This window comes from Streptomyces sp. NPDC051578 (assembly GCF_044454045.1).
Lineage (GTDB): Bacteria > Actinomycetota > Actinomycetes > Streptomycetales > Streptomycetaceae > Streptomyces.
Window position 1 is genome coordinate 32,533 of record NZ_JBITDH010000008.1, and the last position, 12,845, is coordinate 45,377.

General features: G+C 74.2%; 11 protein-coding genes. 8 read left to right on the top strand and 3 right to left on the bottom strand.

Translation table 11 applies throughout. The features are described from left to right. The first annotated feature begins 47 nt into the window (after nucleotides 1-47). The 3 genes from ACIA6C_RS26700 to ACIA6C_RS26710 are packed head-to-tail and all read left to right on the top strand — an operon-like array spanning nucleotide 48 to nucleotide 2,932. Nucleotides 48-284 (top strand): ferredoxin, encoded by a 237-nt coding sequence (locus ACIA6C_RS26700; protein WP_361140330.1) that lies wholly within the window; start codon nucleotides 48-50, stop codon nucleotides 282-284. Next, nucleotides 277-1,668 carry an NAD(P)/FAD-dependent oxidoreductase gene (locus ACIA6C_RS26705; RefSeq protein WP_399279561.1) on the top strand — a complete coding sequence of 464 codons (1,392 nt, stop codon included), beginning with the start codon at nucleotides 277-279 and terminating at the stop codon, nucleotides 1,666-1,668. The genes ACIA6C_RS26700 and ACIA6C_RS26705 overlap by 8 nt, the downstream gene beginning before the upstream one ends. A gap of 25 nt (nucleotides 1,669-1,693) precedes the next feature. Further along, nucleotides 1,694-2,932 carry a cytochrome P450 gene (locus tag ACIA6C_RS26710; RefSeq protein ID WP_361140328.1) on the top strand — a complete coding sequence of 413 codons (1,239 nt, stop codon included), beginning with the start codon at nucleotides 1,694-1,696 and terminating at the stop codon, nucleotides 2,930-2,932. A 38-nt stretch (nucleotides 2,933-2,970) separates the two neighbouring features. Here ACIA6C_RS26710 and ACIA6C_RS26715 read toward each other — a convergent pair whose 3' ends face one another. Together ACIA6C_RS26715 and ACIA6C_RS26720 are read right to left on the bottom strand one after the other, a co-directional pair. Beyond that, nucleotides 2,971-3,705, bottom strand: a complete 735-nt coding sequence (locus tag ACIA6C_RS26715; protein WP_399279563.1) for a tyrosine-protein phosphatase — start codon at nucleotides 3,703-3,705, stop codon at nucleotides 2,971-2,973. Between the two features lie 106 nt (nucleotides 3,706-3,811). Further along, nucleotides 3,812-4,480: an O-methyltransferase gene (locus ACIA6C_RS26720; protein ID WP_399279565.1), complete on the bottom strand. Its 669-nt coding sequence runs from the start codon at nucleotides 4,478-4,480 to the stop codon at nucleotides 3,812-3,814. A gap of 243 nt (nucleotides 4,481-4,723) precedes the next feature. On the opposite strand from ACIA6C_RS26720, the gene ACIA6C_RS26725 reads away from it, so the two are divergent. Then, entirely contained in the window at nucleotides 4,724-7,069 is a 2,346-nt protein-coding gene (locus ACIA6C_RS26725) for an immune inhibitor A domain-containing protein (RefSeq protein ID WP_399279567.1), read from the top strand. Between the two features lie 153 nt (nucleotides 7,070-7,222). Here the strand turns inward: ACIA6C_RS26725 and ACIA6C_RS26730 are convergent, their stop codons facing one another. Beyond that, a complete protein-coding gene (locus tag ACIA6C_RS26730; protein WP_399279569.1) occupies nucleotides 7,223-8,275 on the bottom strand; it encodes a phosphatidylinositol-specific phospholipase C domain-containing protein in 1,053 nt (350 codons plus the stop codon). A 202-nt stretch (nucleotides 8,276-8,477) separates the two neighbouring features. On the opposite strand from ACIA6C_RS26730, the gene ACIA6C_RS26735 reads away from it, so the two are divergent. The 4 genes from ACIA6C_RS26735 to ACIA6C_RS26750 all read left to right on the top strand — a co-directional run bounded on the left by ACIA6C_RS26735 (nucleotide 8,478) and on the right by ACIA6C_RS26750 (nucleotide 12,689). Continuing rightward, complete coding sequence (locus tag ACIA6C_RS26735) at nucleotides 8,478-9,452, top strand: trypsin-like serine peptidase (protein ID WP_399279571.1); 975 nt, start codon at nucleotides 8,478-8,480, stop codon at nucleotides 9,450-9,452. Between the two features lie 459 nt (nucleotides 9,453-9,911). After that, nucleotides 9,912-11,192 carry a precorrin-6y C5,15-methyltransferase (decarboxylating) subunit CbiE gene (gene cbiE, locus ACIA6C_RS26740; protein WP_399279573.1) on the top strand — a complete coding sequence of 427 codons (1,281 nt, stop codon included), beginning with the start codon at nucleotides 9,912-9,914 and terminating at the stop codon, nucleotides 11,190-11,192. Beyond that, on the top strand, nucleotides 11,189-11,938 hold the full coding sequence (gene cobM / locus ACIA6C_RS26745; RefSeq protein WP_366079837.1) for a precorrin-4 C(11)-methyltransferase: 750 nt from the start codon (nucleotides 11,189-11,191) through the stop codon (nucleotides 11,936-11,938). The genes cbiE and cobM overlap by 4 nt, the downstream gene beginning before the upstream one ends. Beyond that, nucleotides 11,928-12,689, top strand: coding sequence for a cobalt-precorrin-6A reductase (locus tag ACIA6C_RS26750; protein ID WP_399279575.1), 762 nt, complete (start codon nucleotides 11,928-11,930; stop codon nucleotides 12,687-12,689). Before cobM ends, ACIA6C_RS26750 begins: the two co-directional genes overlap by 11 nt. Nucleotides 12,690-12,845 lie beyond the last annotated feature (156 nt).

The following is a 12,845-nucleotide window of genomic DNA, read 5'->3' on the forward strand; positions in this document are numbered from 1 at the left end:
ACGCTGGTCCGGGGAGCCGAGGGGGTCACCGAAAGGACCGCACGTTGCTGAGGCTTGTCGTCGATCTCAACCGGTGCCAGGGATACGCGCAGTGCGCGTTCCTCGCGCCCGACGTCTTCGCGATGCACGGGGACGAGGGGCTCCTCTACGATCCGCAGGCCGAGGAGGCCCAGCGCGAGCGGCTGGCGCAGGCGGCCGCCGCCTGCCCCGTACAGGCCATCCTCGTGGACGACCTGGACCGCGACCGCGACCTGGCGGGCGCCGCGGAGGCCCGCGATGCATGAAGTGACCCTGGACCACCTCAAGCGCGAGGGCCGGATCGTCGTGGTGGGAGCCTCGCTGGCCGGGCTGCGCGCCGCCGAGACGATCCGCGACAAGGGCTTCACCGGATCCCTGACCATGATCGGTGACGAGCCGTACGAACCGTACGACCGCCCGCCGCTCTCCAAGGGCGTCCTGCTCGGCAAGTCCACCGCCGAACGCACCGCACTGCCCCGCCGCCGCGCCATCGACGCCGAGTGGCGCCTCGGCACCGCGGCCACCGGCCTCGACATGGCGGCCCGGCGCGTCAAGCTCGCCGACGGCGACGAGGTCCCGTACGACCGGCTGCTGATCGCCACCGGCGTACGGGCGCGACCCTGGCCGAACCCGGCCGAGGCCGAGCTCGACGGGGTGTTCGTGCTGCGCACCCGCGACGACGGCGCGGCGCTGGCGCGGCGGCTGGACGCCGGACCCCGCCGGGTCCTGGTGATCGGCGCCGGATTCACCGGCTCGGAGATCGCCTCGGCGTGCCGGGAGCGCGGGCTGCAGGTCACCGTCGCCGAACGCGGCGACGCGCCCCTCGTCGGCGCGCTGGGCGGGGTGATCGGGGCGGTGGCCGCCGAACTCCAGCGGGAGCACGGCGTCGACCTGCGCACCGGCGTCATGGTCACCGCACTGGAGGGCGACTCCACCGGCCGGGTGCGGGCCGCGCACCTGTCCGACGGCACCACGCTGGAGTGCGACGTGGTCGTCGTCTCGCTGGGCGCCCAGCGCAACACCGAGTGGCTCGCCGGGTCCGGGCTCGGCGCGGGCCCGCGCGGCATCGCCTGCGACGCGGGCTGCCGGGCCTTCGATATCCGGGGCATCGTCACCGACGACATCTACGTGGCGGGCGACGTGGCCCGCTCCCCGCACCCCCTGTTCGGATACCAGTTCCTGTCGCTGGAGCACTGGGGCAACGCGGTCTCCCAGGCGGAGACCGCCGCGCACAACATGCTGAGCGTGAGCACCGACCGGCGGCCGCACATCTGGGTGCCGGCCTTCTGGTCCTCGCAGTTCGGGGTGAACATCAAGTCCGTCGGCGTACCGTCGATGGGCACCGAGATCATGATCACCCAGGGCTCGCGGGCGGAACGCCGCTTCACCGGCGTGTACGGGTACCAGGGCCGCGTCATCGGGGCCGTCACCTTCGACAACTCCCGGTGGCTGCAGTTCTACCAGCAGCAGATCGAGACGACGGCGCCGTTCCCGGTGCCGTTCCCCACGGTCGACCGGCGTCCCGACGGCCACCGGCCCGTCCCGGCCGACTTCCCCGACCCGTCCGTGCCCACGCACGGGCCGACCATCACCCTCAGCGGATATTCGCCGGCCGACCGGCGGATGACGTTCACCCCCGCCGGGCACTGACCCGCAGGCCCCCGGAGGACCCGCAATGACCCACGGCATCCTGAGCGACATCCTGGACTACGCCAACCGCGCGAACCCGTACCCGCTGTACGAGGAACTGCGCAAGACTCCCGTGTTCCACGACGGGAGCGGGCCGTACGTCATCAGCACCTACTACGAGATCCAGAGCCTGCTGCACGACCCGAGGCTCAGCTCCGACGCCCGCAACCTGGCCGCGACGGCCGGGGACCCGCTCGCCGGGGAGTCCGAGGAGGAGGCGGCGGCCCTGCCGCCCAGCTTCCTCAAGCTGGACCCGCCCGAACACGACCGGCTCCGCCGGATGACCAACCGGCCCTTCGGGCCGCCCCACTCCCCGCACCGCGTGGACGGGATGCGCGGCGACCTGCGCGCCATCGTCACGGGGCTCATCGACGACCTCGGCGACCCCGGACAGATCGACCTGGTCGACCAGTTCGCCTACCCCTTCCCCGTCACCATGATCTGCCGGCTGCTCGGGGTGCCGCGTGAGGACGAGCCCCGCTTCCACGTCTGGGCGGACACCCTCGCCGCGAGCCTGGACCCCGATCCGGACGCGGACCCCGCCGAGCGGCAGCGCAAGACCCACGACTCCCGCATGGAACTGGGCATGTACCTGGCCGGGCTGATCGAGGAGCGGCGCAAGCAGCCCGGTGACGACATGCTGTCCCAACTGGCCGCCGGGCACGGGCAGGACGAGTCCATGTCCACCATGGAGCTGCTCAGCACCGCCGCCCTGCTGCTGATCGCGGGGCACGAGACGACGGTCAACCTGATCACGAACGGGATGCTCACGCTGCTGCGCAACCCCGACGTACTGGAGCGGCTGCGCCGGGAGCCGGAGCTGGCGGCGCCGCTGGTGGAGGAGCTGCTGCGGTTCGAACCGCCGGTACAGCTGCTGCCGCAGCGCACCCCGCTCGTCGACATCGAGGTGCGCGGGGTCACCATCCCCAAGGGCTCCTCGATGTGGCTGATCCTCGCCTCGGGCAACCGGGACCCCCAGCGCTTCGAGAACCCCGACCGCTTCGATCCGGACCGCCGGGACGTCCAGCACCTGGGCCTCGGCAGCGGCATCCACAGCTGCTTCGGCGCGCCCCTGGCCCGCCTGGAGGCGCAGCTCGCCCTCACCGAACTGGCCCGCCGCCTCCACAACCCCCGGCTCTTGGAGGACCCGCCCCCGTACCGTCAGAACGCCGTCCTGCGCGGCCCCCGCCACCTCCGCATCGCCTGCGACGAGGTCCGCTCCTAGGAACGGGCTCCACGACGGCCGGCCGCCTGCGCCTTCGCTCAGGCGGTCAGCAGTCGTTCCCGGAGGCGCTGGACGGTGGCCGGGGTGACGCCGACGCGGTCGATGAGGTAGGCGGAGGGGGAGCCGTAGCGGGCGGTCAGGTCGTCCAGGACGAGGGCCAGGACCGTCGCGGGGGCGCGGCCGTACGAGGGCCAGCGCATCGTGCGGCCCGGGTTGGCGGTGTGCCAGTCGGCGAGGAGGCGGGCCGTGGCCAGCTCGGTGAGGGCGAAGTCGGCCAGGACGTCCTCGCGGGAGACGCCGAGCAGCGTCAGTACGAAGGCGGCGATCAGCCCCGTGCGGTCCTTGCCGGAAGTGCAGTGGAACACCGTGGCCCCCGGCTCGGCCCCGGCGATCAGTTCCAGGGCCCGGCGGATCTCCTCGGCCCCGTCCTCGGTGACCTCGGCGGCGCGGTCCGCGAGGTAGCGCCAGGGGTCGATGGCGGGGTCGATGTCGGCCTGGTCGTAGGGCCGGTGCTCGATGCTGAGGTTGGCGTACACGAACCGGTGCGGTTCGGGCACCCTCCCCTTCGCGTCGGCCTCCCAGGGGTAGCGCAGGTCGATGACGGTCCGTATCCCGAGGTCCAGGAACCGCTGCCAGTCGGCGCCCCGGAGTTTGCCGAGGGAGTCGGCGCGGTAGAGCGCGCCCCAGGCGACCCGGCGGCCGTCGGCACCGCGGTAGCCGCCCATGTCGCGGAAGTTGTGCAGGCGTTCGAACGGGATGTGGCGGCGCGTCACGGGCGGGGCTCCTGTCGGGGGAGGTGGTCTTCCGCTCAGGATGATGCCTCAGCCGCACGCGCTCAGCCTTGCGGTCCACCGTCGTCGCCGCCGACGCCGCCGGCGCTCAGCGCTTGCGCGCCACCGTGAGGCCGTCCGCGATCGGCAGCGTCACCGACTCGACCCGCTCGTCGGCCCGCACGTGCGCGTTGAACTCCCGGATGGCCAGGGCGTTGCCCGTGGCGTCGGGGCGGACCGCCTCGCCGCCGTACAGGACGTTGTCGGCGAGCAGCAGGCCGCCCGGGCGCACGCGGGGCACGAGTTCGTCCCAGTAGGCGCGGTAACCGGTCTTGTCGGCGTCGAGGAACACCAGGTCGATCACCGGCTCGGGCGGCAGGTCGCGCAGGGTCTCCAGGGCGGGGGCGATCCTCAGGTCGATGCGGTCGGCGACCCCGGCTGCCTTCCACGCCTCCTGGGCGATGCTCGTCCACTCCTCGGAGACGTCGCAGGTGAGCACCTTGCCGCCGGGGAGCAGGCCCTGGGCGAGGGCGAGCGTGGAGTAGCCGGTGAAGGTGCCGACTTCGACGATGCGCAGGGCGCCGGCGAGCTTCGCCAGCAGGGTGAGGAGGACGCCCTGCTCGTGCGGGACCTGCATCTCGGACGGGCCGCCGAGGGCGTGCGTGCGCTCGATCAGCTGCAGTTGGACGGGGGTGGCGGGTTCGGCCTGCTCGACGAGGTAGGCGTACACCTCGGGGGTGAGGTGGACGGTCTTCGCTTCGCGGGGGGTACGGGTCATGGAGGTGCGTGGTCCTTTCGCAGGGGGTCGCGCGGAGTGCGCGGTGGCCATCATGTCCGGCCGCTCCGCACCCGCGCACCTGGATATCCGGTAGGGCAACGACGGCGCGGGTGCCTCGGAAACGGCGCCTCCACCCATCTATCCATGCCCTGTCACATGTGAAATATTACCTGCGCTCCCTGGCCGACCCTCTGGCCGCCTCCCTGGCCGACTGCCGGCCAACTCCTCGGAAGGACGACCGCGTTGCGCAGACTTGCCGTGGCCGGAGCGGCGATATCACTCGCCCTCCTCGCCGCCACCCCCGCACTCGCCGCCTCACCCCCGCCTCCCCCGCCCCCGGCGGCCGCACAGCAGGCCCAGCAGGCCCCGGAGGCCGACCGGCAGGCTCCCGCCCCACCGCCCGCGCCGCTCGAACTCCAGCGCCAGGCCCTGCGCCGCCAGGCCCTCGAAGGCATCGCGGCCGGCGGCGGCAGCGGCCCCGGCGCCCTGCGCGCCGAGTCCGACCGCACCCTCCCCCGCCAGGCCAAGGTCGGCGACCGGTACGTCGAACTCGCCCAGGAACGCAAGGACAAGGTCTTCGTGATCCTCGCCGAGTTCGGCGACCAGGTGGACACGACGACCGAGTACGAGGGCAAGCCGCGGTTCGGCGGCACGCCCGGCCCCCGCCACAACACCATCGGCAAGCCGGCCGCCGACGACAACCACACGCTGTGGCGCAAGGACTTCGACCGGTCCTACTACCAGCGGCAGTTCTTCTCCGACGCACCGGAGTCGGCGAGCATGCGCGCCTACTACCAGCTGCAGTCCTCGGGCCGCTACGACATGGACGGCACCGTCACCGACTGGGTCAGGCTCCCCTGGAACGAGGCGCGTTACGGCACGGACAACTGCTCCGAGCCCGGCCAGTGCCGCACCAACTGGGACCTCGTCCGCGACGCCACCACCGCCTGGTACGACTCCGAGCGCGCGAAGGGCCGTTCGGCCGCCGACATCAAGGCGCAGCTGGCCGAGTACGACCAGTGGGACCGCTACGACGCCGACCACGACGGGAACTTCAACGAGCCCGACGGCTACCTCGACCACCTCGTCATCGTCCACGCCGGCAAGGACCAGACGTGGGGCGGGGGCGCCCAGGGCAAGGACGCCGTCTGGGCGCACCGCTGGTTCGCCTACTGGGACCAGGCCGGAAGCACGGGTCCCGCGGGCAACAAGGCGGGCGGCACCCCCGTCGGTGACACCGGCATCTGGGCGGGCGACTACCTCACGGGCGGCGAGAACAGCGGAGCAGGCCTGTTCTCCCACGAGTTCGGCCACGACCTCGGGCTGCCGGACCTCTACAGCTCGGACGGGGACAACAGCGTCAACTTCTGGTCGCTGATGTCGTCGGCCTCCTACCTCGGCAAACGCCCCGGCACCACCGGGGAGTTCCCCGGCGACCTCGATCCGTGGAGCAAGCTCCAGCTGGGCTGGCTGGAGTACACCGAGGCGGACGCCGGCCGCAAGACCCGCGCGACCCTCGGCGTGTCCGGGTACAACACCGAGGACCCGCAGGCGCTGCTGGTCCACCTGCCGCCCTCACGGACCACGACCGAGCTGACCGACCCGTACGAGGGCGCGAGCCAGTGGTGGAGCGGCACCGGCGACTTCATGGACAACACGCTCGGCCGGACCGTCGACCTCACCGGCACGACCGGGTCCGCCCTGCTGGACGCCCGCGTCTGGTACGACATCGAGAAGGACTTCGACTTCCTGACGGTGGAGGCCTCCACCGACGGCGGCGTCGCCTGGACCCCGCTCCCGGGAACCGTCGACGGCACACCGATCCCGGCCAAGGGCGTCTCCGGCACCTCCGCCGGCTGGATGCGGCTGTCCGTGCCGCTGGACGCCTTCGCGGGCCGCGAGGTCCGGCTCCGGCTGCGCGTCACCTCCGACGGCAACACCCACGGGCGGGGCGTCACCTTCGACGACATCCACATCACCGCGGGCGGCCGTGAACTGCTGCACGACGGCGCCGAGCAGGGCGCGAACGGCTGGACGGCGCTCAAGTGGTCCCGTACGGAGGGCCGCAACGGCAGCGAGGAGCACCCGCGCGCCTACTTCGTCGAGAACCGGCGCTACACGGGCTACGGCAGCCTGCTCAAGACGGGCCCGTACAACTTCGGCTTCACGGGCGACCGGGTCGAGTTCTTCCCCTACCAGGAGGGCGTCCTCGTCTGGCTCTGGGACACCGCGTTCAGCGACAACACCACCAAGGCACACCCCGGCGGCGGCCTGCTGCTGCCGGTGGACGCCCGGCCGGAGCCGCTGAGGTTCACCGACGGCAGCCTGCTGAACGCCCGGGCGCAGACCTTCGACGCCCCCTTCTCGCTCCGCGCGAGCGGGCGGGTCGTGCTGCACAAGGCGGGGACCCCGCTGGTGATCGCGTCGAGGCCGGGGGTCGCGGTCTTCGACGACCGCCACGGCTCCTACTGGAACGCGGAACTGCCGCAGCTCGGGGTCAAGGTCCCGGACACCGGCACCCGGATCGCGGTGGTGAAGGAGGCCGCGGGCGGCGCGCTGACGACGGTCCAGGTGAGCCCTTCCCCCTGAGCCCGCTCCCGGGCGCCTTCCCCGGGTCCGGGCCCGGGGCCCTCGCCGGGGCCCGGGCCCGGACCCGGGGCCGGCCCTGGGTGTTTCCCGTGGGCCTCCCCCTGAGCCGGACGGCGGTCCGGCTCAGGGGGCGCCGGCGCGCCCGGGCGGGGTCTATCCGCGGGGCACCACCGTCGCCAGGACCTTCGGCAGCGGGTACCAGTCCGCCGATGCTATGGAGGCGTGGTGCCCCGCCATCAGCGCGAGCCGGTCCAGCGCCTGGGCCTCGGTCGGGTGGACTCCGTCGATGGCGGGAGCCACGCCCTGCGCGTCGGTGGCGACCAGGAGGTAGTGGTTGCGGTCGTACCAGCCGGTGTCGATGGAGCCGTCCGCGTAGGCGCTCGCGTCACCGTCGAAGACCACGAACCAGGGCCGCAGCGAGGCGTCCGCGTAGCGGGCCCGCGGATCGCCCGCCTCGGCGCGGTGCACCGCAGGGAAGGCGGCGGCGGTGCCGAGCCGGCCCGTGGAGGCGAGGGTGCGCAGGTGCGTGGCGTACTCCCGGTCCGTCCACAGCGTGTCGGCGCCGTTGCCCTCCTCCACGGTGCCGGGGATCAGCTCCACGAGGAACTTCCCGGCCATGGCGGCGCGGCTCGGCCAGGCCCCGGCGCGGGCCGCGGTGTCCAGGTCGGGGTAGCCGGCGGCCAGCTGCGCGGGCCGGTAGACGGCCTCGCCCAGCTTGGCGGTGAGCAGCGCGTCGAGGTCGGCGGGACCGCGCCCGAGGTTGGCGGCGAAGCCGTCCTTGAGCTCCAGTTTGAGCACGACCGGGCGGTGGCCGGGGTGCGCGTCGTGCCAGCTGCGGATGTCGGACAGGCAGCCCGCGAGGTTCTGGTCCCGGGACTTGGTGCGCAGCTGGGCGGGGCTGGTGGCGTTCTCGCAGTTGCTGTTGTTGCCGAAGGGGTTGTCGTGCGAGACCCGCCAGGAGCTGCCGAAGAAGTTGGTCCACACGTCGAGTTCGAGCATGGCCGCGCCGGAGTCCAGGGCGTCCGCGAAGTACGGGTACTTGGCTTTCTCGTAGGCGTTGTGCACGCCGACGCCGGTGGATCCGATGTAGGACAGGCCGCCCTCGGCCCCGGCGGGGGCCGCCGGGCCCAGGGCGAGGCCCAGGCCGAGCGCCGCCGCGACCAGACCGGCCGAGACCGTGTCCCTCCACCTGTTGCGCAGTCTCATCCGTTCGGCTCCCCTCGCGTCCGTCTCACTCAAGTCGCGTGGAGGCTAGGGGAGTTCGGTGTCGTACGGAAGGACGCAGGATGTCGGGAGAGGGGCGCGGGCGTCCGGCTGTGAGCACCGACACACCGGAATCCGGAACTCCCGCCGTCCGCGCACCGTCGGACGGGACGTCGGGAGAACGTCAGGGGGCGGGGAGCGCCACATGGTCGGCAAGGTGAGGGATCGCGCGGTACGGGTCTGCGTGCTGCTCGGAATCTGCCTCGCCCTGGTAACCGCCGGAGCCCTGGTGTGGGGGGAGCTGCGCGCGGTCGCCTCGAACCGCGCCGACGGCGACCCGGAGCAGGGCAGCTACCTCCAGGACCCGGAGCGCGCCGACCGCACGGCCGGTGACGTCCTGGACGGGATCGTCGCGGAGGGCGAGGAGCCGCCGGCCGATGCCGCGGCCTTCGCGGGGACGGCGTCCGGCTCCGAGGCGTCGGGAGCCCCGGACCCGGTGCGGTGGACGGAGGGCGGCTGGCAGCCCTCCTCGCCGCTGCGGGCCCGCACCGCCCCCTCCGAGCCCGCGATCGGGGCGCTGTTCTCCCCCGGCAACGACTGGGACGCCGACCACCACTGCTCGGCCAGCGTGGTCCACTCGCCCGAGGGCGACCTCATCGCCACCGCCGCGCACTGCGTGTACCAGGACGGCTTCCGCACCAATCTGGCCTTCGTCCCCGGCTACCGCGACGGGAAGGCCCCGTACGGCGTGTGGGTCCCCACCCGCATCGACGTGGACCCCCGCTGGACGAGCGACGGGGACCCGGACCACGACGTGGCCTTCCTGAGGCTGCGCCGGCCCGGGCACCCCGGTGAGCGGCTGGAGGACGTCACCGGCGCGCTCACGATCCGCTTCCGGCCCCGACTGCCGCTGCCCGCCCGGCTGGTCGGCTACCCGAACGACAGCGAGCAGCCGCTGGACTGCTACAACACCGCCCGCGCCGAGGGGCCCACGCAGCTGCGGCTGGACTGCGCGGACGTACCGAACGGCACCAGCGGCGGCCCGGTGCTGACCGACGGGCACACGCTGATCGGGGTCATCGGCGGCCGCGACGGGGGCGGCGACGAGACGACCTCCTACAGCAGCTGGTTCGACGACTCCGTCCGCGGCCTCTACACGAGGGCGACCTCGGGACGCTGAGCCCGGGCGCCGGGGCGGCGGGGCGGCGGGGCGGCAGGCGGCTGGGTGATTGTCCGGAGCGTCGTCGTCCATGCCGCAGAGTCTGCGTCGCATCCCGGCGCCGGAGCAGGGCCCACCCGGGGCGCCCAGGAGCGCGACGGGGGCGGACGGGTTTCACCCAAGGGCGCCCGACACCCCGGAACGCCCCCCCGGAAGCCACCCGACCGCGCGCCGGCGCCGGCCCGGCCTTCGAGGGCGACCCCGGGTTGCGGGGGCAACGGCCCGGGTTCCCGCTGGGCGGCGGCCCGGGCGGGCTGCGCGGGGCCGGCTTCCGGGAGGCGCGCGGCATCAGCCTCAAGAGGGCGGCCGGCACGGGTCGGCGGGGTTGCGCGGCACCCGGTGCCACCCTGGTCCCGGGCCACGCGAGCCCGACCAGTAGGCTGCGGGTCCACCCGCTCCCCGTCCCCGAGGTTCCGCGCAGTGAGCTCCGCCGCACCCCCCAGCCCCGTCACGGTCGTCGGCCTCGGCGCCGACGGCTGGGCCGGGCTCACCGCCGCCGCGCGCTCCGCGCTGGCCACCGCCGAGGTGCTGATCGGCGGCCCCCGGCAGCTGGACCTGCTGCCGGCCGGGGAGTGCCCCGGTGAGCGCGTCGCGTGGCCGAGCCCGCTGCGCCCCGCCGTGCCGAAGCTGATGGCCGAGCACACCGGCCGCAGGATCGCCGTACTGGCCAGCGGCGACCCCATGTTCTACGGGATCGGCCGCGCCCTCGCGCAGGAGCTCGGCCCGCACGCCCTGCTGGTCCACCCGCATCCCTCGTCCGTGTCGTACGCGTGCGCCCGCCTCGGCTGGCCGGTGGAGGACACCGAGGTCGTCACGGTCGTCGGCCGCCCGGTGGCACGGGTCTCGGCCGCGCTGTACGAGGGCCGGCGGCTGCTGGTGCTGAGCGCCGGAGCGGCCTCCCCGGGCGAGATCGCCGCCCTGCTGCGGGAGCGGGGCTTCGGCCCCAGCCGTATGCGGGTGCTGGAACAGCTCGGCTCCGAGGACGAGACCGCGTACGAGGGCCATGCCGACACCTGGGACCGCGCGCCCGGCGACCCCCTGAACGTGGTCGCCGTGGAGTGCCGGCGCGACCCCCGCGCGGACACCCCGCGCCTCGGCGCCACCCCCGGCCTGCCCGACACCGCGTACGAACACGACGGCCAGCTCACCAAGCGGCACGTCCGCGCCGCGACCCTGTGCGCACTCGCCCCGGCCCCCGGCGAACTGCTGTGGGACATCGGCGGCGGCTCGGGGTCGATCGGCATCGAGTGGATGCGCACGCACCCCTCCTGCCGCGCCGTGACCGTGGAACGGGTACCGGAGCGCGCCGAGCGGATCGCCCGCAACGCGGCGGCGCTCGGGGTGCCGGGCCTGCGGGTGGTCACCGGCGCCGCCCCCGCCGCGCTGGTCGCACTGCCCGCCCCCGACGCGGTGTTCATCGGCGGGGGCCTGACCGCGCCGGGCCTGCTGGACGCGGCCTGGGCGGCGCTGGCCCCCGGCGGCCGGCTGGTGGTCAACACGGTCACCTTGGAGTCGGAGGCCGTACTGGCCGACCGCTACCGCCGGCACGGCGGTGAACTGGTGAAGCTGGCCGTCGCGCACGCCGTGCCGGTCGGCGGCTTCACGGGTTGGCGGCAGGCGATGCCCGTCACCCAGTGGACCGTGACCAAGCCGTGGCCGGAGCCGGCATCACCGGCGACAGAGACGAAGGACCAGACATGACCGTGTACTTCATCGGAGCCGGCCCCGGCGCCGCCGACCTGATCACCGTGCGCGGCGCCCGGACCCTGGCGGCCGCCCCCGTCTGCCTGTACGCGGGCAGCCTCGTCCCGCGCGAGCTGCTGGCCGAATGCCCGCCCGGCGCCCGCCTGGTGGACACCTCGCAGCTCAACCTGGACGAGATCGTCGCCGAGTTCGTCCGGGCCCACGCCGCCGGTCAGGACGTGGCGCGCCTGCACTCCGGGGACCCGTCCGTCTTCTCCGCCGTCGCCGAGCAGATGCGCCGTCTCGACGCGGCCGGCATCCCGTACGAGGTCGTGCCGGGCGTACCGGCCTTCGCCGCGGCCGCGGCCGCGCTCAAGCGGGAGCTGACCGTCCCGACCGTGGGCCAGACCGTGATCCTGACCCGGATCGCCCAGCAGGCCACGCCGATGCCGCCCGGCGAGGACCTGGCCACGCTCGGCCGCAGCGGCGCGCTGCTCGTCCTGCACCTGGCCACCCGCTACGCGGAGCGCGTCGTCGCCGAACTGCTGCCGTACTACGGGGCCGACTGCCCGGCGGCGGTCGTCGCGATGGCCAGCCGCCCCGACGAGCTGATCCTGCGCGGCACCCTGGCCGACATCGCGGACCAGGTGAAGGCGGCCGGCCTGGTGCGCACCGCGGTGATCCTGGTCGGGCGCACCCTCGGCGCCGAGCAGTTCCGCGACAGCCACCTGTACTCCGCCGAGCGGGACCGGCATGCCTGCTGAACCCGGCCCCGTACGTCACGTCCTCGTCCTGGGCGGGACGACGGAGGCCCGCCGCCTCGCGGAGGCCCTGGAGGCGGCCCCGTACCGGGTGACGACCTCACTGGCGGGCCGGGTCGGCGCGCCGGTGCTGCCGCCGGGCGAGACGCGGATCGGCGGCTTCGGCGGCCCGGACGGCCTGGCGGCCTGGATCCGCGCCCACGGGGTCAGCCACCTGGTCGACGCCACGCACCCCTTCGCGGAGCGCATGAGCTTCAACGCGGCCCGGGCCGCGGCCCTTTCGGGGATCCCGCTGCTGGCGCTGCGCCGTCCCGGCTGGGCGGCGGCGCCTGGCGACGACTGGCACTTCACGGACTCCCTCGCCGGGGCGGCGGCGCTGCTGCCCGGCCTCGGTGAGCGGGTCTTCCTCACCACCGGCCGGATGGGCCTGCACCACTTCGCGCACCTCACCGAGCCCTGGTTCCTGGTGCGTTCGGTGGACGCCCCGGGCCCGCCCGCTCCGCCGCGTCTCGAAGTGCTGCTGGCTCGGGGCCCGTTCACCCTGGACGACGAGCGGCAACTGCTGGCCCGGCACCGGATCGACGTCCTGGTGACCAAGGACAGCGGCGGCTGTGCCACCGCCCCCAAGCTGACCGCGGCCCGCGAGGCGGGCATCCCGGTGGTCGTCGTACGCCGGCCACCGGTGCCGGCGGGCGTGGCGGAGGCCGCCTCCGTGGAGGCGGCCCGCGACTGGCTGGCGACCCACCCGACCTGATCCGCCCCCGCGGCAAGGGCCCCGACCTCTCGGCGAAGCCGTCGGGCGGCCGCACACCGCCGGGACGCGCCTGCTCGCCGCCGAACGGCCCAGATCGCGGCGGGCCGGGCGCAGGACCTGGGCCTGCTCGCCCTCGTCGGCGGCGCCGGGCGCGCT